Origin of the sequence: Shewanella waksmanii ATCC BAA-643 (assembly GCF_000518805.1) — a bacterium.
In the GTDB taxonomy this organism is placed as follows: Bacteria; Pseudomonadota; Gammaproteobacteria; order Enterobacterales; family Shewanellaceae; genus Shewanella; species Shewanella waksmanii.
Genome location: NZ_JAEH01000065.1, coordinates 1 through 18962, shown reverse-complemented (window position 1 = coordinate 18962; position 18962 = coordinate 1). Strand labels below are relative to the sequence as shown.

Sequence of the window (18962 nt, the reverse complement as noted above, 5' to 3'; positions counted from 1 at the left end):
AGAGTGCTCCATGGGTTGCGTCCAGTCTAATCTACCATGCTTTCTTAACCATGTAAGGACCGTACTTCGACCTTGAATACCGTAGTGCTGTTGAGCTTGCTTATAGGTTAGCTCGCCTTTTTCTACTTGACTGACAACGGCTAATTTAAAGCCTAATGTGTAATCACGTTGTGTACGTTTAATGCTGATTGTGCTTGAAGGTTTCATAGATAAGTCTCCAAAGTGTCAACTTATCTCAGGACGGGACAAAGCTTTACAGTGAAAAGCCGACTTTAATGTCGGCTTTTTTGTGTCTATGGCTCAATAACTTTTTCTAGACAACAAAAAACCGGCACTATGGCCGGTTTTTCTGTAGGCAAACGAGTTATTACTTAGACATAAACTCGATAGCGTTTTTGTAGTCTTCATCACTACAATCAGTACACATACCACCTGGAGGCATAGCACCTTTACCAGATTTAACAGTCGCGACAAGAGTGTCCATACCTTGCGCTAGACGTGGCTCCCATGCAGCTACATCATGAGATTTTGGTGCACCAGCGACACCCATGCTGTGACATACTTGGCAAGCCTTGGTATATACAGCTTCACCATCTTGAGCAGCTACGTTTGCTGACAAGGTTAGAGCAGCAACTGCTGTCATTGCTAACAGTTTTTTCATGTTTGATGTTCCTAATGCAAATACTAACAAAGCTCAACGCTACCTTTGAAATTTATAGGTAGACTAATTACTAGCCGCCCTAGGATACAACAAACTTCAACTAATCTCATCTTTTTGTGACTAATATCGGTATTTTTCTATAGCTGTGACTTCACTAGCTGGTTGAAAATGCTACATTAGAAAAAGTTGAAAAAGTTCAATAGAAAGTGGCAAAAGGTTCTCATTTTTGGAAGCACATCAAATTGCTGACACTAATCCTTAACCAATGCTAAACCCTATATGGGGATTATGTTAAGATCACTTGCGTTTAATAATGGCTTGAGATAGAGGGTTCAGTGGTAGAAAAAAAAGCAGAGACACTGTTATCGGCCGACAACTTGACATGTATCCGAGAAGAGCGAATTTTGTTTGATGAGCTCAGCTTCGACATCCAAGCCGGCGAAATCGTTCAGATTGAAGGCCCCAATGGCGCAGGGAAAACCAGTTTACTGCGCATCCTCGCTGGGTTATCTCGCCCTTATGCAGGTCGAGTCAATTTCAAAGACGAAGACATTACCCGTTGCCGGGATGAATTCAACGACGATTTACTCTACCTCGGACATCTAGCAGGTGTTAAGAGTGAGTTAACAGCTGAAGAAAATCTTAACTTCAATTTAAGAATTAGCGGGTATGATGATTTCGATACACGCGGCATTCTAGAGAAAGTCAATTTATCAGGTTTTGAAGAGGCGTTAGCAGGCCACCTTTCGGCGGGTCAGCACCGACGCACAGCATTAGCAAGACTATGGAATACCAACTGTAAGCTATGGCTGTTAGATGAACCCTTTACAGCAATCGATAAAAAGGGCGTCGAGGAACTAGAACACCTATTTTTGTCTCATGCCAACAATGGCGGATGCGTCATCATGACCACCCACCAGGATATGAGTATTATCGGTGATGATATTTTACGTAAAATCAAACTCGACTACCGCTTTGTATAAGGTTGCATAGATGAAAAAAGGTCTCAGCTTCAGACAAGCTTTTTTTACCCTACTAAAGCGTGACTTGCAGATAGCGGTACGCCATAAAGGGGATATTTTTAATCCACTACTGTTTTTTGTATTGGTTGTTACGCTATTTCCGCTAGGTATTGGCCCTGAACCACAGGTGTTATCTCGCGTTGCGCCAGGAATTATTTGGGTAGCTGCGTTACTTGCGTCAATGCTGTCGCTTGAACGCCTCTTTAAGGCTGACTTTGTTGACGGCAGTCTCGAGCAAATGTTGTTGAGCCCGCAGCCATTGCCACTGATGGTGCTCGCCAAGGTGTTAGCGCATTGGTTGTTAACCGGGGTGCCACTTATTTTAGTAGCGCCACTACTTGCAGTATTGCTGCACTTAGAGACCAATAGTTACGGCGCATTAATGGCAACTTTGGCGCTGGGAACACCAGTATTAAGTCTATTAGGTGCTATTGGGGTTGCATTAACCGTAGGGTTACGTAAAGGTGGAGTATTGTTAAGTCTACTCATTCTACCTTTATATATCCCAGTACTAATTTTTGCGACTAGCGCGATTGATGCTGCTGGTCTGAATTTACCTTATGATGGCCAGCTAGCAATTATTGCTGCAATGTTGGTCGGTTCATTAACGTTAGCACCTTTTGCAATTGGTGCATCATTAAGAGTGAGTACAAACTAATATGTGGAAATGGCTACATTCTTACGCTGACCCGGAACGCGCGTATAAACTGGCTGGCAAACTACTACCTTGGTTCTCAGCAATCGCCTTAGGGATGATTGGTGTAGGTTCAATCTGGGGCTTGATGTTTGCTCCTGTTGATTACCAACAAGGTGACAGCTACCGAATTATCTTCATCCATGTACCTGCGGCCTCGATGTCTATGTCTGCCTACATGGCCATGGCGAGCTCTGCATTTATTGGTTTGGTCTGGCAAATTAAAGCTGCCGATTGGGCCGCTGCAGCTATCGCACCTGTTGGCGCAGTATTGACCTTTATCGCACTGATTACCGGCGCAACTTGGGGTAAGCCAATGTGGGGTACTTGGTGGGTATGGGATGCTCGCTTAACTTCAGAACTGGTATTATTATTCCTATACTTGGGTGTAATTTCACTCTATGCCGCCTTTGAAGACAAAGTACTGGCCGCTCGCGCAGCTGGCATATTAGCGATTGTTGGTGTCATTAATATTCCAATTATTAAGTACTCTGTAGAATGGTGGAACTCGTTACATCAGCCTGCGACGATTAAAATCACAGAAGAGTCTTCTATGCCAATGGAGATGCTCGCACCACTGCTTATTAATATTTTAGGCTTTGGTGTCATGATTGGTGCCATTACACTGGTACGATTCAGAGCAGAAATTCTAGCCAGAAATGGCATGAGACCTTGGGTACGTGAACTTGCGAAGGCTGAAGGAGTCAAATAATGCAGTTTGAATCATTTGCAGAATTTATTGATATGGGCGGCTATGCTTTCTATGTATGGCTAGCGTATGGCATCACTTTCTTCTCTCTAGGTACTTTGATTGTTGTCAGTGCTCGCCAGAAAAAGAAAGTATTAGCAGAAATCGCCAAGAAAATTCAACGCGAAGAGCGTTTAAAAGAGAATCGAGGTAACAAACAGTGAACAACAGACGAAAGAAAAGACTAGCATTAGCTTCAGCGTTAATTGGTGGTGTCGCCGCGATAGCGTCGCTATTGTTGTATGCACTGAACTCAAACCTAAACTTGTTTTACACCCCAACTGAAATTGTCCATGGCAAAACAGATACCGGCGTAAAACCTGAAGCAGGCCAACGTATCCGTATTGGTGGTATGGTCACTGAAGGCTCTGTAGTCCGAGATCCTAACAGCCTGCATATTGAGTTTGCTGTACATGATGCAGCTGGCGGAGAAGTTATCGTGACATATGATGATCTTCTACCAGATCTATTCAGAGAAGGCCAAGGTATCGTTGCACAAGGCACCTTAACAGATGATGGTAAGCTGGAAGCAACTGAAGTACTTGCCCGTCATGACGAAAACTACATGCCACCTGAAGTGGCAGAAGCTATGGGTCAAAGTCATCAGCAGATGGATTACTCAGAAGAACAGAAAGCTGGCAGCTATTAATTTTTAGTTGAGCTTACCAAAAAGGCCTCTTATGAGGCCTTTTTTGTACCTATAGCCAGTGAAACCCCATGTTCAACTAGAATTACGCTATAACTAATGTAGTGTTCTTGACGAATGGGCTTTCTAAATTGTTACGTGCTCTCACGCTTTTGCTGTGCCTGTATTCATCTCAGGCACTCACCGCAACAATCGCTTTGGTCGATAGCTATCATGAAAGCTATCAATGGTCCGCCAGTTATCGCCAAGGCATCGACAGTGTGCTGGGTGTTAAACATAGCCTGTCTATATTTGAACTCGACACCAAGCGCACTCCAAAGCATGACCATGCAGCTATAGCTGCAGCCACAATAGACGCGATTACGCAGCTCAACCCAGATCTCGTCATATTAGCCGATGACAATGCCGTCTCGCTCCTCGCAGCAGAGATAATGGAGCTAAGTTACCCACTTATTGTTATGGGCCTAAATGCCAATCCACGCAAGTATCATCTTAATGACTATGATGACGTTGGCGCATTACTTGAGCGACCTATCTTCAGGCGCTCAATCATGATGGCGAGTGAGCTGCTTAACCTAACGCAACCTCAGCGATTCATGATGTTGTTTGACAATAGCGCTACCTCACGAATCGCACTGACTGAACTAAGTGCTGATCTTAGTCCAATAACCTTAAGTAATATTCGCATCGATTTTGTCGCGACAAATGACTATAAGCAATGGCAAAACCACATTAAAACCAGTCAACAAAACGGCTTTAGTGCGGTCTTTGTTGGCCTTTACCATACGCTTTCGAATGATGGGACACATGTGCCGTCAAGCGACGCCGCAGCATGGGCCGACACCAACAGTCCAACCCCGATATTCGGCTTCTGGGACTTTGCAGTTACCGATAACATCGCTTTAGGTGGGTTTGTATTGGATGGATACCTTCATGGTGTACAAGCAGCGAAGATGGCGCTGAGTCGACTCAATAACGGTGTTAAGCAGCGTACATTCATCAATGATAGACAGGGTAGCTATTACTTTAATAGCAGTAAACTAAAACACTGGAAAATTTCATTACCAGAAACGGTAAAACAACAAACTCGCTGGACCTCGCCTTAAATAGCAGGCAATAAAAAAGCCAGGCAATGCCTGGCTTTTTTAAATGAATTACCTAATTACTCAGAAGCAGCTTCTTCTTCAACAGCTTCAGCAGCTTCTGGGCGACCTACTAGTTCAATATACGCCATAGGCGCTTTATCACCAGTACGTAGACCGCACTTAAGGATACGGGTGTAGCCGCCAGGACGTTCCTGGTAGCGTGGACCCAATTCATTGAATAACTTACCGACAACTTCTTGGTCGCGAGTACGAGCAAACGCCAAACGACGATTTGCAACGCTATCACTTTTAGCAAGTGTTATCAGAGGCTCAACTACGCGACGCAGTTCTTTCGCCTTAGCTACAGTAGTCTTGATCACTTCGTGACGGACTAAAGAACCTGCCATGTTGCGAAACATAGCTTGACGGTGACTGCTGTTGCGGTTTAGTTGACGACCACTCTTACGATGGCGCATGACCTAATCCTTATTACCTAAATCTGTACAAACTTGGACTTAAAGGTCGTCTGCTAAACTAGCCGGTGGCCAGTTTTCTAGACGCATACCTAAAGAAAGTCCACGAGAAGCTAACACATCCTTAATTTCGGTAAGAGATTTCTTACCTAAGTTAGGTGTCTTAAGCAGCTCGACCTCAGTACGCTGTACCAGATCTCCGATGTAATGAATCGCTTCGGCTTTCAAACAGTTAGCCGAACGTACAGTTAGCTCTAGATCGTCGACAGGACGCAACAGAATTGGGTCGAACTCTGGTTTCTCTTCTTTCTGCTCTGGCTCAGTGACATCACGTAATTCAACAAACGCATCTAGCTGTTCAGCTAAGATGGTTGCAGAACGACGAATTGCTTCCTCAGGATCGATAGTACCGTTAGTGGTCATATCGATAACGAGTTTGTCTAAGTCAGTACGCTGTTCAACACGTGCCGCTTCAACATTATAAGCAATACGCGCAACAGGTGAGAAAGATGAATCCACTAACAAGCGTCCGATTGGGCGATCGTCGTCTTCAGTTTGTGCACGAGCCGAAGCTGGTACATAACCACGACCACGCTCAACACGAATACGCATGCTTATGTCGTTGTTACCGGTCAAGTGACAGATAACGTGATCAGGATTCATAATAGTAACATCACCATCGTGCGTGATATCTGCTGCGGTAACAGGGCCTGCGCCTGACTTGCTTAATGTAAGCATAGCCTCGTCTTTACCCTCGACAACCACTGCTAAACCTTTAAGGTTTAACAAGATTTCTAGGATATCCTCTTGTACGCCTTCCTTGCTGCTATACTCGTGCAGTACACCATCGATCTCAACTTCGGTGACCGCGCAGCCGGGCATAGACGACAATAGGATACGACGCAACGCGTTACCTAAAGTGTGACCAAAACCACGCTCAAGCGGTTCCAGTGTAACCTTGGCACGTGTTGGGTTAACCTGCTCGATATCAACGAGACGCGGTTTAAGAAATTCTGTAACAGAACCCTGCATTGTGTCCTCTCTTGTTTATTAGCTTTACTTAGAGTAAAGCTCGACGATCAGCTGTTCGTTAATTTCCGCAGATAAATCACTACGTTCTGGTAGACGCTTGAAAGCACCTTCCATTTTAGCGTTATCTACTTCAACCCATGTTGGCTTTTCGCGCTGAGTAGCAACTTCTAAAGCAGCCTTAATACGAGCTTGCTTTTGAGACTTCTCACGAACGCTAATTACATCATTCGCAGACACTTTGAATGATGGAATGTTAACAACGCGGCCGTTAACCAAAATTGACTTGTGGCTAACTAGCTGACGTGCTTCTGCACGTGTAGCACCAAAACCCATACGATAAACAACGTTATCTAGACGAGTTTCTAAAAGTGACAGTAGGTTTTCACCAGTGTTACCTTTTAGACGTGCTGCTTCTTTGTAGTAGTTACGGAACTGCTTTTCTAGCACTCCATAAGTACGACGAACTTTTTGTTTCTCGCGTAGCTGTACGCCATACTCAGAAAGACGGGTCTTACGAGCGCCGTGCTGTCCTGGTGCAGCTTCTAGCTTACACTTCGAATCGATTGCTCTGACACCGCTCTTTAGGAAAAGGTCTGTACCTTCTCGGCGGGTAAGCTTGAGCTTGGGACCCAAGTATCTTGCCATGTTCTTTCTCCAACTATCCTATATAAACGGGGCGATTAAACGCGACGTTTCTTAGGAGGACGACAACCATTATGAGGGATCGGCGTCACATCGGTAATGTTGGTTATTTTATAACCAACCGCGTTCAGCGCTCGAATAGCTGACTCACGTCCTGGACCTGGACCCTTCACAAAAACTTCAAGGTTCTTAACACCGTAATCCTGAGCAGCAGTACCTGCGCGCTCAGCGGCAACCTGTGCAGCAAATGGGGTAGATTTACGTGAACCACGGAAACCTGAACCACCAGATGTTGCCCAAGATAGAGCATTACCTTGACGATCTGTAATGGTGATGATTGTGTTGTTGAAAGAAGCATGGATATGAGCCATGCCATCAGCAACCTGTTTACGTACGCGCTTGCGCGTTGAACGTGACGGAACTTTAGCCATATTGGTTTACCTTCCCGTTACTTTCTAATTGGCTTACGTGGACCTTTACGCGTACGCGCATTGGTCTTAGTACGTTGCCCACGAAGGGGCAGGCTACGACGGTGGCGGAGACCACGATAACAACCAAGGTCCATAAGACGCTTGATGTTCATAGAGATCTCACGACGCAAGTCACCTTCTACAATGTATTTGGCAACTTCTTCGCGTAGGGTATCAATTTGAGCTTCGCTCAATTCCTTGATCTTAGCATCTTCAGCAATTGAAGTAGCCGCGCAGATTTGTTGTGCGCGAGTTAGTCCAATACCATAGATAGCAGTCAATGCAATGACTGTATGCTTTTGATCAGGAATGTTAATGCCAGCGATACGGGCCACTATGCACTCCTCATAAGTTAAAGGCCATCTGTGAAAAGCCCGGTAGGATACTCGACAGATGACAATTTTGCAAATTAAATTTTAGCCAGCTCAACATTTGAGCTGGCTAAATGCTTTTAGCCTTGACGCTGTTTGTGTTTTGGTTCAACACAGATAACGCGTACAACGCCACTACGCTTTACGATCTTGCAGTTACGGCAGATCTTCTTCACGGAAGCTCGAACTTTCATTTCATCACTCCGTAAAGCTACTTAGCGACCAAAGCGATCTAAATTCGCTTTGTTTACTAGGTTAGCTTTCTTCATCACAGACTCATACTGATGTGACATCATATGGGTCTGAACCTGAGCCATGAAGTCCATGATTACAACTACCATAATTAGTAGTGAGGTACCGCCAAAGTAGAACTGTACCTTCCAAGTAATTAACATGAACTCCGGAATTAAACAGATAAAGGTAATATACAACGCACCCGCTAGGGTTAAACGTGTCATCACTTTATCTATGTATCGCGAAGTCTGTTCGCCAGGACGAATCCCGGGAATGAACGCACCACTCTTCTTTAAATTGTCTGCTGTTTCGCGTGGGTTAAACACCAACGCAGTATAGAAGAAACAGAAGAATATGATCGCTGCTGAATACAATAATGAGTAAAGCGGTTGTCCTGGAGACACAGCAAGTGAAAAATCACTTAACCATGACAAGGACTCATTTTGACCAAACCACTGAGCCAGTGTGCCTGGGAACAAAATGATGCTTGACGCAAAAATTGGTGGAATTACACCTGCCATATTCACTTTAAGTGGTAAGTGGGTGCTTTGCGCAGCAAAAACCTTACGGCCCTGTTGACGCTTAGCGTAGTTAACAACGATACGTCGCTGACCACGTTCCACAAACACTACAAAATAAGTTACAGCAAATACAATTACAGCAATCAACAACAATACGAGTGGGTTCAAGTCGCCTTGACGCGCCTGCTCGGCCGTTTGACCGATAGCAGATGGTAGACCAGCAACAATACCTGCGAAAATTAATATCGAGATACCATTACCAATGCCCCGCTCGGTAATTTGCTCACCTAGCCACATAAGGAACATTGTTCCTGTCACTAAGCTCACAACCGCAACGAAATAGAAACTGAAACCAAGGTTTACAACTAAACCTGGTACCAAGTTTGGTAGTCCTGTTGCGATACCAATTGACTGGAATGTACCCAGTACCAATGTGCCGTATCGTGTATATTGACTGATCTTCTTACGCCCTGATTCGCCTTCCTTTTTAAGTTCGGCTAATGCAGGATGCACAACTGTCAACAATTGCATGATAATCGATGCCGAAATATACGGCATGATACCTAATGCAAAGATAGAAGCACGTTCAAGGGCACCACCAGAGAACATGTTAAACATGCCTAAGATGGTATCCCTTTGCTGATTGAACAGCTCTGCTAATACAGCTGCGTCAATACCAGGAATTGGTACGAACGAACCGGCCCTAAAGACGATAATCGCACCAATCACGAACAGGAGGCGGGTTTTCAATTCTGATAAACCGCCTTTCGCGCTTTTTAAATCAAGTCCTGGTTTTGCCATCGACGTATTATTCCTCGATCTTTCCGCCGGCAGCTTCAATAGCTGCACGTGCACCTTTGGTTACCTTCAGACCTTTTACGGTCACTGGGCGGTCAATGGTACCTGAAAGAACGACTTTAGCAAACTGTATGTTGCGAGTAACTAGATTCGCATCTTTCAGTGCATTTAAGTCGACAACATCACCGTTAACTTTTGCAAGCTCGCTAATGCGAACTTCCGCAGTTACCATCGCACGACGCGAGGTGAAACCGAACTTAGGCAAACGGATCTTAAGTGGCATTTGACCACCCTCGAAACCGACGCGAACGCCGCCACCTGAACGAGACTTCTGACCTTTGTGGCCGCGACCACAAGTTTTACCAGTGCCTGAACCGATACCGCGACCTACACGCTTAGCTGCTGATTTAGCACCTGCAGCAGGTGATAGAGTATTTAGACGCATCTTATACTTCCTCCACCGAAACCATGTAGTAAACCTTGTTAATCATACCGCGAACTGAAGGAGTATCTTCAAGTTCAACAGTGTGATTAATACGGCGTAGACCTAGACCAGTCAAAGTTGCACGATGCTTAGGCAAACGTCCAATTGAGCTTTTAGTCTGAGTTACTTTTAAAGTTTTAGTTGCCATGGTGCATTAACCTCGAATTTCATCAACATTAAGGCCACGCTTAGCAGCGATTTGAGAAGGTGACTTCATGTGCACCAACGCATCTACTGTTGCGCGAACGATGTTGATCGGGTTAGTAGAACCGTATGCTTTCGACAGTACGTTATGAACGCCTGCTACTTCCAATACGGCGCGCATCGCACCACCGGCAATAATACCAGTACCTTCTGACGCTGGCTGCATGTAAACACGCGAACCAGTGTGACGACCCTTAACAGGGTGGTGCAAAGTACCATTTACAAGTTCAACAGAAACAATGTTACGGCGAGCCTTTTCCATTGCTTTCTGAATAGCTGCAGGTACTTCACGCGCTTTACCATAGCCATAGCCGACTTTACCGTTACCGTCACCCACTACTGTAAGAGCAGTGAAGCTAAAGATACGTCCGCCTTTAACTACTTTAGAAACACGATTTACTGCAACTAGTTTTTCTTGCAGATCGTCTTTTTGCTGAGCTTCAAATTTAGCCATTTTTATACCCCTTAGAACTGGAGGCCAGCTTCACGAGCGGCGTCTGCTAATGCAGCAACACGTCCGTGATACTTGAAACCGGAACGATCGAATGCAACTACGGTAACGCCTTTTTCGATAGCGCGTTCTGCAATAGCTTTACCTACTGCTTTCGCTGCATCTACGTTGCCCGTGTATTTAAGCTGCTCTGATACCGCTTTTTCAGCAGTAGAAGCTGCAACCACAACCTGTGCTTCGGCGTTGATCACCTGAGCATAAGTGTGGCGTGGTGTACGATGTACAACCAGACGGTTAACGCCCAGCTCTTGGATCTTCTTACGGGCGCGAGTCGCGCGGCGCAAGCGAGATGTTTTCTTATCCATATCGCGTTACCTACTTCTTCTTAGCCTCTTTACGGCGTACTTGTTCATCAGCATAGCGAACACCTTTACCTTTATAAGGCTCTGGTGGACGGTAGCCACGAATCTCAGCAGCGACTTGACCAACTAACTGCTTATCAGCACCTTTCAGTACGATTTCAGTTTGTGATGGACACTCTGCTGTAACGCCGTCTGGAAGCTGGTGAACTAGAGGGTGTGAAAAACCTAGAGTCAAATCAACGCCTTTACCAGCAATTTTTGCCCGGTAACCAACACCGATAAGAGTCAGTTTCTTTTCAAAACCTTCGCTTACACCAACAACCATGTTGTTGATTAGAGCTCGAGCAGTACCAGCTTGTGCTGCATTGTTTGCAGTTTCAACTGGTGCACACTTAACTTCGTTGTTTTCAACAACAACAGAAACTTCAGCGTTAATTTCTCGAGTTAGAGTACCTTTACTGCCTTTAACAGTAATGGTCTGTTCGTTTAAAGTCACTTCTACGCCTGCAGGGATAGCGACTGGTGCTTTTGCGACACGAGACATTGCTAGCTCCTTATGCTACGTAGCAGATAACTTCCCCACCCATACCATTTTGGCGGGCAGCACGATCAGTCATCAAACCTTTAGAAGTGGACACGATTGCGACACCCAGTCCGCCCATCACCTTTGGTAGCTCGTTTTTACCTTTGTAAATACGAAGACCAGGACGACTTACGCGCTGGATAGTCTCAACGACTGGTTGGCCCTGGAAATACTTAAGTGTAATTTCTAGAACCGGTTTGGCTTCGCCTGCTACGGCGTAGTCAGTAATATAACCTTCTTCTTTAAGCGTCTGTGCAATAGCAACTTTTAGCTTAGCAGAAGGCATAGTAACTGATACTTTGTTAGCAGCTTGGCCGTTACGAATGCGAGTTAACATATCCGCAATAGGATCTTGCATGCTCATAATAGCTTACTCCGTGACAAGTATTACCAGCTGGCCTTACGCAGGCCAGGAACTTCACCACGCATGGTAGCTTCACGCAATTTGATACGGCTTAAGCCGAACTTGCGTAGGAAACCATGTGGGCGACCAGTTTGACTACAACGATTGCGCTGACGCGCAGAACTTGAGTCACGTGGTAGTGCCTGCAGCTTAAGAACTGCATCCCAACGATCTTCATCAGAAGTAGTTGGATTGCTAATGATAGCCTTAAGTGCTAGACGCTTTTCAGCGTACTTAGCCACGAGCTTTGCACGTTTTGCTTCACGTGCTTTCATTGAACTTTTTGCCATTTCGCTACCCTTATTTCTTGAATGGGAAGTTAAAGGCGTCTAGTAAAGCACGGCCTTCTTCGTCATTCTTCGCAGTAGTAGTGATAACAATATCCATACCACGGATCTTATCGATTTTATCGTAATCGATTTCCGGGAAGATGATTTGCTCACGTACACCCATTGCGTAGTTACCACGTCCGTCGAACGATTTAACGCTCAAACCACGGAAATCGCGGATACGCGGGATTGCGATATCAACTAAACGCTCAAGGAATTCCCACATACGCTCACCACGTAGTGTTACCTTACAGCCGATCGGGTAGCCATCACGGATTTTAAAACCAGCAACTGATTTACGAGCTACAGTTACTACTGGCTTTTGACCAGCGATAGCAGTCATGTCACGAAGCGCGTGCTCCATAACTTTTTTGTCTGCTACAGCTTCGCCAACACCCATATTAAGGGTGATTTTCTCAATCCGAGGGACTTGCATGACACTGGTATAACCGAACTTCTTAGAAAGTTCCGCGATAACAGTCTCTTTATATTTATCATGCAGTTTCGCCATCGTTTACTCCAATTACTTAACGAGTTCACTGTTCGACTTAAAGAAACGGACTTTTTTGCCGTCTTCAAATCGGAAACCAACGCGATCAGCTTTGCCAGAGGCAGAGTTGAAAATCGCTACATTTGATGCTTGTATTGGTGCTTCTTTCTCAACAATACCACCAGTCACACCCAGTTGAGGGTTAGGCTTCTGGTGTTTCTTGACAAGATTGATGCCTTCTACAATTAATTTACCAGTTGGCAAAACTTGAGAAACCTTACCGCGTTTACCCTTGTCTTTACCTGCTAGTACAATTACTTCGTCTTCACGACGTATTTTAGCTGCCATTTTGAAGCTCCTTACAGTACTTCTGGTGCCAGTGAAACAATTTTCATAAATTGTTCGGTACGCAATTCACGCGTCACTGGGCCAAAGATACGAGTACCAATCGGTGCAAGGTTTGCATTAAGCAATACCGCTGCATTCCGATCGAAGCGAATGACAGAACCGTCTGAACGACGTACGCCTTTCTTAGTACGGACTACCACCGCGTTATACACGTCACCTTTCTTCGCTTTACCGCGAGGAATTGCTTCTTTTACAGAAACCTTGATGACGTCGCCGATACCGGCATAACGACGATGAGAGCCACCCAAGACCTTAATACACTGAACTCTACGAGCGCCACTGTTACAGGCGACTTCTAGAGTCGATTGCATTTGGATCATTTTAAGTGCTCCGCTATCGTTACTTCACAAATCCCACAATTGGGCATATTTACACCGATTTTTGACCTTAATTTAGTCAAAAATGGCGCGCAAGTATAACACCCAAAAAAAGGAATAGATAGTATTAAAAATAAAAACGGCCCCTATATTTGGAGCCGTTTAGCTAAATACCTAATAAATTAGGCTTTTGTTACTACTTCAACCAGAGTCCAAGACTTAGTCTTAGATAGCGGACGGCATTCGCGAATAGTCACGACATCGCCAGCATTACACTGATTTGTTTCGTCATGTGCATGGATCTTAGTAGTACGCTTAAGGAACTTACCGTATAAAGGGTGTTTTACCTTACGCTCAATAGCTACAGTGATAGACTTGTCCATCTTGTTGCTAAGTACTCGACCTTGCAAAGTACGGATTTTATCAGACATTATGCACCCGCCTTAGAAGTAATAATAGTCTTTACGCGCGCAATGTTACGACGCACGATTTTAAGCTGATGAGTCTGTGACAACTGACCAGTGGCGTGTTGCATACGCAGATTAAACTGCTCACGCAGCAGACCAAGCAGTTCAGCGTTCAGTTCTTCAACGCTCTTTTCTGTTAGTTCGCTCGCTTTCATTACATCACCGTCTTAGTTACGAAGGTAGTCTTAATAGGAAGCTTAGCAGCAGCAAGAGTAAACGCTTCACGCGCTAGCTCTTCTGATACGCCATTCATCTCATAAAGAACCTTACCAGGTTGAATCTGGCAAACCCAGTATTCAACGTTACCCTTACCTTTACCCATACGCACTTCAAGAGGCTTAGAGGTAATTGGCTTGTCTGGGAAAACGCGAATCCAGATTTGACCTTGACGTTTAATGTGACGTGTCATAGCACGACGCGCAGATTCGATCTGACGCGCAGTCAAACGACCACGACCAACGGCTTTCAGACCGAAATCACCGAAGCTTACTTCAGTGCCGTTCGCAAGACCGCGGTTACGGCCTTTGAACATTTTACGAAACTTCATTCGTTTTGGTTGCAGCATTGCCAGCTCTCCTATTTACCGCGAGGCTTACGCTTCGGCTGCTGTTTCGGCTCTTCCAATGCAGGTACGATACCGTCTAGAACTTCGCCTTTGAAGACCCAAACTTTAACGCCGATCACACCGTATTGAGTGTGACTTTCTGCAGTTGAATAGTCGATATCAGCACGCAGTGTATGTAGAGGCACACGACCTTCACGATACCACTCCGAACGCGCAATCTCAGCACCGCCTAGACGGCCGCTCACTTCAACTTTGATACCTTTAGCACCAAGACGCATTGCGTTTTGAACTGCGCGCTTCATAGCACGACGGAACATAACACGACGCTCTAGCTGTGAAGCGATGCCATCGGCAACTAACTTCGCATCTAGCTCTGGCTTACGGATCTCAGCGATGTTGATTTGAGCTGGAATACCAGTCAACTTGGCAACTTGGTTGCGCAACTTTTCAACGTCTTCGCCTTTCTTACCAATCACAACACCTGGACGGGCAGTGTGAATAGTAACGCGAACACTCTTCGCTGGACGCTCGATAACAATCTTAGAGACTGATGCTTGCTTAAGTTTCTTTTCTAGAAACTTACGCACTTCCCAGTCACTGCTCAAGTTATTGGCATAATCTGATTTATCAGCGTACCAAGTCGAGATCCAAGGCTTAGTGATACCCAGACGGATACCATTAGGATGTACTTTCTGTCCCATTGCTAACTCCTAGCGATCTGATACAACCACAGTAATGTGGCTGGTACGCTTGATTATACGATCAGCACGGCCTTTAGCACGTGGCATGATACGCTTCATTGTTGGACCTTCGTCTACAAAGACTTTTCCAACTTTCAGCTCATCAATGTCGGCACCTTCATTGTGCTCAGCATTAGCGATAGCAGAGTCTAGTACTTTCTTAAGAAGTACAGCTGCTTTCTTTGGGCTAAAAGTTAAAACTTCTAGAGCCTTATCAACAGGCAGTCCACGAATTTGATCTGCAACCAAACGACACTTTTGAGGCGACGTACGGGCAAAACGATGTTTAGCTAAAACTTCCATCTTATGTCTCCCGTATTAACGCTTCTTCGCTTTCTTATCAGCAGCATGGCCGCGATAAGTGCGAGTTGGTGAAAATTCACCAAGCTTGTGGCCGATCATTTCGTCAGTTACGAACACAGGTACGTGCTGACGACCATTATGGACAGCGATGGTCAACCCAATCATGTTAGGGATGATCATAGAGCGGCGAGACCAAGTCTTAATAGGCTTTTTGTCACCCGCTTCCATCGCTTTCTCTACCTTCTTCAGCAAGTGTAGGTCAATGAATGGACCTTTCTTGAGAGAACGTGGCATGGCGAATCCTCTTACTTTTTATTGCGACGACGTACAATGTACTTGTCGGTGCGTTTGTTACTACGAGTCTTATAACCCTTAGTAGGCTGACCCCATGGAGATACAGGGTGACGACCACCAGATGTACGGCCTTCACCACCACCATGTGGGTGATCTACTGGGTTCATTGCAACACCACGAACTGTAGGGCGTACGCCTCTCCAGCGCTTAGCACCAGCTTTACCTAACTGGCGTAGCATGTGCTCGGCGTTACCAACTTCACCCAATGTCGCGCGACAATCTACAGGTACTTTACGCATTTCGCCTGAGCGAAGACGTAGAGTAGCGTATTCGCCATCACGAGCAACAACTTGAACATAAGTACCAGCTGAACGCGCGATTTGAGCACCTTTACCAGGCTTCATTTCGACTGCGTGTACAACGCTACCCACTGGGATGCTGCGTAATGGAAGAGCGTTACCACTCTTGATTTCAGCGTCGATACCAGACTGGATTTGATCACCAGCTTGCATGCCTTTAGCAGCAAGGATATAACGACGCTCACCATCAGCATACAGAACCAATGCGATATGAGCTGTACGGTTTGGATCATATTCCAAACGCTCAACTTTAGCAGGGATACCGTCTTTGTTGCGCTTAAAGTCAACAATACGGTAATGCTGCTTGTGTCCACCACCTACGTGACGAACAGTGATACGACCAGTGTTATTACGGCCACCACTTTTAGACTTTTTCGCCAACAGGCCAGCAAAAGGTTTACCCTTGTGCAGATCGCTGTTTACCACTTTAACTACGTGGCGACGACCAGCAGAGGTTGGCTTACACTTAATAACTGCCATGATAATTCTCCTTTGCTTACTCAGCGCCGACGAAATCGATGTCAGCACCAGCAGCTAAAGTCACATAGGCTTTTTTCCAGTCGCTACGACGGCCAGTACGGGCACCGTGACGCTTGGTTTTACCTTTGTTAACTAGAGTGCGAACTGAATCTACTTCAACTTCGAACAACTTAGCTACTGCAGCTTTAATTTCAGCTTTAGTCGCGTCGATAGCTACACGGAAAACTACCGTGTTGTTATTTTCTGCGCAAACAGTACTCTTTTCAGAGATATGCGGCGCTAGAATAACTTTTAGCAAACGTTCTTCGCTTATCATCCCAGCATCTCCTCGATTTGCTTAACAGCATCAGCAGTCACTAGTACTTTGTTGAACGCGATTAGACTTACTGGATCGATACCAGCTACATCACGAACGTCAACTTTGTATAGGTTACGTGCAGCTAAGAACAAGTTCTCGTCAATTTCTGGAGTAACAATCAACACGTCTTCCAGTTTCATTTCAGCCAATTTAGCTTTTAGCTCTTTAGTTTTAGGAGCTTCAACACCAAATGACTCAACAACAACAAGACGGTCTTGACGTACTAACTCAGACAGAATGCTCTTAAGCGCTCCGCGGTACATCTTCTTGTTAACTTTTTGGCTGTGATCTTGTGCTTTAGCAGCGAAAGTTACGCCACCGCCACGCCAGATTGGGCCTTTAACAGTACCGGCACGTGCACGGCCAGTACCTTTTTGACGCCATGGCTTTTTGCCAGAGCCAGTTACTTCTGCGCGAGTCTTTTGAGCACGAGTGCCCTGACGCGCGTTTGCAGCATATGCTACAACTACCTGATGAACCAGTGCTTCATTAAAGTCACGGCCGAAGGTAGTTTCGGAAACTTCCAGAGCACTTTGTGCGTCTTTCAATACCAATTCCATTACTATCTCCTCAGACCTAAGCTTTAACGGCAGGCTTGATGATCAGGTCGCCATTAGTAGCGCCTGGAACTGCACCCTTAACCAGAAGCAAGTTACGCTCTGCATCTACACGTACTACGTCTAGATTTTGAGTCGTTACACGCTCTGCACCCATGTGGCCTGACATTTTCTTACCTTTGAAAACGCGACCAGGTGTCTGGTTTTGACCGATAGAACCGTTGGCTCTATGTGCCAATGAGTTACCATGTGTTGCATCTTGGGTACGGAAATTCCAACGCTTAATACCGCCTTGGAAACCTTTACCTTTAGATTGACCAGTAACATCAACTTTCGCTACATCAGCGAAGATATCAACATTTAGCTCAGCACCTACTTCAATGCCTTCGCCTTCACCATCTGCCAAACGCAGTTCCCACAAACCACGACCAGCTTCTACGCCAGCCTTAGCAAAGTGACCTGCTTCTGGTTTAGTGATGCGATTAGCTTTTTTGGTGCCAGTAGTAACCTGAAGTGCACGGTAACCGTCTGTCTCTAAAGTTTTCACTTGAGCAACGCGGTTAGCTGCGATTTCGATTACTGTTACAGGTATAGACGCACCATCTTCTGTGAAGATACGAGTCATACCTACTTTACGACCGATAAGACCGATAGCCATCTCTCAAACCTCTTCTAAGGATCTCAATTAACCTAAGCTAATCTGAACGTCAACACCAGCCGCAAGATCAAGACGCATAAGTGCGTCTACAGTCTTTTCAGTCGGCTCTACGATGTCAACAAGACGCTTATGAGTACGAAGTTCGTACTGATCACGCGCATCTTTATTAACGTGTGGAGAGATCAAAACGGTATAACGCTCTTTACGCGTTGGTAGTGGGATTGGACCACGTACCTGTGCGCCTGTACGCTTAGCAGTTTCAACGATTTCCGCAGTAGACTGATCGATCAGACGATGATCAAATCCTTTTAAGCGGATACGGATTCTTTGGTTCTGCATTGACCAGAGCTCCTAAAATGGACACATAAAAAATCACCCTCTAGCTTCTTCCTTATTGGAAAAGCAGAGCGAGATGATTTAACCGTTCGACTCCAAATCGGAGTCGCTGTATTATTTTACGTCGGCTTCAAGAACCGACAATGTTTCGCCTAATGGTTAAGGCGAGGGAGTATTATACTGATCTAATAGTAGAGATCAACCCCATTGTGTGAATTACCAACAATTTCATCTGCAGTGCATCAAGTGGCCGCTATTATACTGGGGAATTACAAAATAGCTAGTATCTTGTTTATCGCCTCTCTGAAAAATCGCAGCCAATAAAAAAGGCAGCCTAAGCTGCCTTTTCTTATCACTAAATCGACGACATATTAGTCGATGATTTTAGCTACAACACCAGCACCAACTGTACGGCCA

36 protein-coding genes are annotated in these 18962 nt (G+C 45.4%); 6 read left to right on the top strand and 30 right to left on the bottom strand.

The genetic code is table 11. From position 1 onward, the window contains the following. Together L865_RS0119005 and L865_RS0119000 are read right to left on the bottom strand one after the other, a co-directional pair. On the bottom strand, positions 1 to 207 hold a 207-nt coding region (locus tag L865_RS0119005; RefSeq protein ID WP_028774691.1), incomplete at its 3' end, for a helix-turn-helix domain-containing protein. Between the two features lie 160 nt (positions 208 to 367). Further along, positions 368 to 661, bottom strand: a complete 294-nt coding sequence (locus L865_RS0119000; protein WP_028774690.1) for a c-type cytochrome — start codon at positions 659 to 661, stop codon at positions 368 to 370. Positions 662 to 996: 335 nt separating this feature from the next. On the opposite strand from L865_RS0119000, the gene ccmA reads away from it, so the two are divergent. The 6 genes from ccmA to L865_RS0118970 all read left to right on the top strand — a co-directional run bounded on the left by ccmA (position 997) and on the right by L865_RS0118970 (position 4877). Further along, positions 997 to 1644, top strand: a complete 648-nt coding sequence (ccmA, locus tag L865_RS0118995) for a cytochrome c biogenesis heme-transporting ATPase CcmA (RefSeq protein WP_028774689.1) — start codon at positions 997 to 999, stop codon at positions 1642 to 1644. Positions 1645 to 1654: 10 nt separating this feature from the next. Then, positions 1655 to 2341, top strand: coding sequence for a heme exporter protein CcmB (ccmB, locus tag L865_RS0118990; RefSeq protein ID WP_028774688.1), 687 nt, complete (start codon positions 1655 to 1657; stop codon positions 2339 to 2341). Position 2342: 1 nt separating this feature from the next. Continuing rightward, positions 2343 to 3089 carry a heme ABC transporter permease gene (locus L865_RS0118985; RefSeq protein WP_028774687.1) on the top strand — a complete coding sequence of 249 codons (747 nt, stop codon included), beginning with the start codon at positions 2343 to 2345 and terminating at the stop codon, positions 3087 to 3089. Beyond that, positions 3089 to 3289 carry a heme exporter protein CcmD gene (gene ccmD, locus L865_RS0118980; protein ID WP_028774686.1) on the top strand — a complete coding sequence of 67 codons (201 nt, stop codon included), beginning with the start codon at positions 3089 to 3091 and terminating at the stop codon, positions 3287 to 3289. Before L865_RS0118985 ends, ccmD begins: the two co-directional genes overlap by 1 nt. Further along, the gene (gene ccmE / locus L865_RS0118975) at positions 3286 to 3774 is read left to right on the top strand and encodes a cytochrome c maturation protein CcmE (protein WP_028774685.1); all 489 of its coding nucleotides are present in this window, start codon (positions 3286 to 3288) and stop codon (positions 3772 to 3774) included. The genes ccmD and ccmE overlap by 4 nt, the downstream gene beginning before the upstream one ends. Before the next feature lie 128 nt (positions 3775 to 3902). Beyond that, a complete protein-coding gene (locus L865_RS0118970) occupies positions 3903 to 4877 on the top strand; it encodes a hypothetical protein (protein ID WP_028774684.1) in 975 nt (324 codons plus the stop codon). Positions 4878 to 4933: 56 nt separating this feature from the next. On the opposite strand, the gene rplQ is transcribed toward L865_RS0118970, so the two are convergent. The 28 genes from rplQ to rpsJ form a co-directional block, all read right to left on the bottom strand. Continuing rightward, complete coding sequence (rplQ, locus tag L865_RS0118965) at positions 4934 to 5332, bottom strand: 50S ribosomal protein L17 (RefSeq protein WP_028774683.1); 399 nt, start codon at positions 5330 to 5332, stop codon at positions 4934 to 4936. A 39-nt stretch (positions 5333 to 5371) separates the two neighbouring features. Beyond that, positions 5372 to 6361, bottom strand: a complete 990-nt coding sequence (locus L865_RS0118960; RefSeq protein ID WP_028764663.1) for a DNA-directed RNA polymerase subunit alpha — start codon at positions 6359 to 6361, stop codon at positions 5372 to 5374. Positions 6362 to 6385: 24 nt separating this feature from the next. Further along, on the bottom strand, positions 6386 to 7006 hold the full coding sequence (gene rpsD, locus L865_RS0118955) for a 30S ribosomal protein S4 (protein WP_028774682.1): 621 nt from the start codon (positions 7004 to 7006) through the stop codon (positions 6386 to 6388). Between the two features lie 35 nt (positions 7007 to 7041). Next, positions 7042 to 7434 (bottom strand): 30S ribosomal protein S11, encoded by a 393-nt coding sequence (gene rpsK, locus L865_RS0118950; RefSeq protein ID WP_028774681.1) that lies wholly within the window; start codon positions 7432 to 7434, stop codon positions 7042 to 7044. Positions 7435 to 7451: 17 nt separating this feature from the next. Then, positions 7452 to 7808: a 30S ribosomal protein S13 gene (gene rpsM, locus L865_RS0118945; protein ID WP_011863987.1), complete on the bottom strand. Its 357-nt coding sequence runs from the start codon at positions 7806 to 7808 to the stop codon at positions 7452 to 7454. 116 nt (positions 7809 to 7924) lie between these two features. Further along, the gene (gene rpmJ, locus L865_RS25240) at positions 7925 to 8038 is read right to left on the bottom strand and encodes a 50S ribosomal protein L36 (protein WP_006083579.1); all 114 of its coding nucleotides are present in this window, start codon (positions 8036 to 8038) and stop codon (positions 7925 to 7927) included. 21 nt (positions 8039 to 8059) lie between these two features. Next, on the bottom strand, positions 8060 to 9400 hold the full coding sequence (secY, locus tag L865_RS0118940) for a preprotein translocase subunit SecY (protein WP_028774680.1): 1341 nt from the start codon (positions 9398 to 9400) through the stop codon (positions 8060 to 8062). A gap of 7 nt (positions 9401 to 9407) precedes the next feature. Continuing rightward, positions 9408 to 9842, bottom strand: a complete 435-nt coding sequence (gene rplO / locus L865_RS0118935; protein ID WP_028774679.1) for a 50S ribosomal protein L15 — start codon at positions 9840 to 9842, stop codon at positions 9408 to 9410. 1 nt (position 9843) lies between these two features. Beyond that, positions 9844 to 10029, bottom strand: a complete 186-nt coding sequence (gene rpmD / locus L865_RS0118930) for a 50S ribosomal protein L30 (RefSeq protein WP_020912153.1) — start codon at positions 10027 to 10029, stop codon at positions 9844 to 9846. Between the two features lie 6 nt (positions 10030 to 10035). Then, entirely contained in the window at positions 10036 to 10539 is a 504-nt protein-coding gene (rpsE, locus tag L865_RS0118925; protein ID WP_028774678.1) for a 30S ribosomal protein S5, read from the bottom strand. Between the two features lie 11 nt (positions 10540 to 10550). Continuing rightward, positions 10551 to 10901 carry a 50S ribosomal protein L18 gene (rplR, locus tag L865_RS0118920; RefSeq protein ID WP_028774677.1) on the bottom strand — a complete coding sequence of 117 codons (351 nt, stop codon included), beginning with the start codon at positions 10899 to 10901 and terminating at the stop codon, positions 10551 to 10553. 10 nt (positions 10902 to 10911) lie between these two features. After that, positions 10912 to 11442, bottom strand: a complete 531-nt coding sequence (gene rplF / locus L865_RS0118915) for a 50S ribosomal protein L6 (protein ID WP_028774676.1) — start codon at positions 11440 to 11442, stop codon at positions 10912 to 10914. A gap of 10 nt (positions 11443 to 11452) precedes the next feature. Beyond that, positions 11453 to 11845 (bottom strand): 30S ribosomal protein S8, encoded by a 393-nt coding sequence (rpsH, locus tag L865_RS0118910; RefSeq protein WP_028774675.1) that lies wholly within the window; start codon positions 11843 to 11845, stop codon positions 11453 to 11455. 23 nt (positions 11846 to 11868) lie between these two features. Further along, complete coding sequence (gene rpsN / locus L865_RS0118905; protein ID WP_028774674.1) at positions 11869 to 12174, bottom strand: 30S ribosomal protein S14; 306 nt, start codon at positions 12172 to 12174, stop codon at positions 11869 to 11871. A 10-nt stretch (positions 12175 to 12184) separates the two neighbouring features. Next, positions 12185 to 12724, bottom strand: a complete 540-nt coding sequence (gene rplE / locus L865_RS0118900; protein ID WP_028774673.1) for a 50S ribosomal protein L5 — start codon at positions 12722 to 12724, stop codon at positions 12185 to 12187. A gap of 12 nt (positions 12725 to 12736) precedes the next feature. Further along, on the bottom strand, positions 12737 to 13051 hold the full coding sequence (gene rplX, locus L865_RS0118895) for a 50S ribosomal protein L24 (RefSeq protein WP_028774672.1): 315 nt from the start codon (positions 13049 to 13051) through the stop codon (positions 12737 to 12739). A gap of 11 nt (positions 13052 to 13062) precedes the next feature. Next, positions 13063 to 13431, bottom strand: a complete 369-nt coding sequence (rplN, locus tag L865_RS0118890) for a 50S ribosomal protein L14 (protein WP_028774671.1) — start codon at positions 13429 to 13431, stop codon at positions 13063 to 13065. Between the two features lie 179 nt (positions 13432 to 13610). After that, the gene (gene rpsQ / locus L865_RS0118885) at positions 13611 to 13859 is read right to left on the bottom strand and encodes a 30S ribosomal protein S17 (RefSeq protein WP_028774670.1); all 249 of its coding nucleotides are present in this window, start codon (positions 13857 to 13859) and stop codon (positions 13611 to 13613) included. Further along, complete coding sequence (gene rpmC / locus L865_RS0118880) at positions 13859 to 14050, bottom strand: 50S ribosomal protein L29 (RefSeq protein ID WP_028774669.1); 192 nt, start codon at positions 14048 to 14050, stop codon at positions 13859 to 13861. Before rpmC ends, rpsQ begins: the two co-directional genes overlap by 1 nt. After that, a complete protein-coding gene (gene rplP, locus L865_RS0118875; RefSeq protein WP_028774668.1) occupies positions 14050 to 14460 on the bottom strand; it encodes a 50S ribosomal protein L16 in 411 nt (136 codons plus the stop codon). The genes rpmC and rplP overlap by 1 nt, the downstream gene beginning before the upstream one ends. Before the next feature lie 11 nt (positions 14461 to 14471). Beyond that, positions 14472 to 15161 (bottom strand): 30S ribosomal protein S3, encoded by a 690-nt coding sequence (rpsC, locus tag L865_RS0118870; RefSeq protein ID WP_028774667.1) that lies wholly within the window; start codon positions 15159 to 15161, stop codon positions 14472 to 14474. Between the two features lie 9 nt (positions 15162 to 15170). Continuing rightward, the gene (gene rplV / locus L865_RS0118865) at positions 15171 to 15503 is read right to left on the bottom strand and encodes a 50S ribosomal protein L22 (RefSeq protein ID WP_028774666.1); all 333 of its coding nucleotides are present in this window, start codon (positions 15501 to 15503) and stop codon (positions 15171 to 15173) included. 15 nt (positions 15504 to 15518) lie between these two features. Then, positions 15519 to 15797 (bottom strand): 30S ribosomal protein S19, encoded by a 279-nt coding sequence (gene rpsS / locus L865_RS0118860; RefSeq protein WP_006083596.1) that lies wholly within the window; start codon positions 15795 to 15797, stop codon positions 15519 to 15521. Between the two features lie 11 nt (positions 15798 to 15808). Next, positions 15809 to 16636 (bottom strand): 50S ribosomal protein L2, encoded by an 828-nt coding sequence (gene rplB / locus L865_RS0118855; RefSeq protein WP_028774665.1) that lies wholly within the window; start codon positions 16634 to 16636, stop codon positions 15809 to 15811. A gap of 16 nt (positions 16637 to 16652) precedes the next feature. Beyond that, a complete protein-coding gene (gene rplW, locus L865_RS0118850) occupies positions 16653 to 16952 on the bottom strand; it encodes a 50S ribosomal protein L23 (protein WP_028774664.1) in 300 nt (99 codons plus the stop codon). Beyond that, positions 16949 to 17554: a 50S ribosomal protein L4 gene (rplD, locus tag L865_RS0118845; RefSeq protein WP_028774663.1), complete on the bottom strand. Its 606-nt coding sequence runs from the start codon at positions 17552 to 17554 to the stop codon at positions 16949 to 16951. The genes rplW and rplD overlap by 4 nt, the downstream gene beginning before the upstream one ends. A gap of 16 nt (positions 17555 to 17570) precedes the next feature. Then, on the bottom strand, positions 17571 to 18209 hold the full coding sequence (rplC, locus tag L865_RS0118840) for a 50S ribosomal protein L3 (protein WP_028774662.1): 639 nt from the start codon (positions 18207 to 18209) through the stop codon (positions 17571 to 17573). Between the two features lie 27 nt (positions 18210 to 18236). Further along, positions 18237 to 18548: a 30S ribosomal protein S10 gene (gene rpsJ, locus L865_RS0118835; protein ID WP_011070616.1), complete on the bottom strand. Its 312-nt coding sequence runs from the start codon at positions 18546 to 18548 to the stop codon at positions 18237 to 18239. Positions 18549 to 18962: the final 414 nt, after the last annotated feature.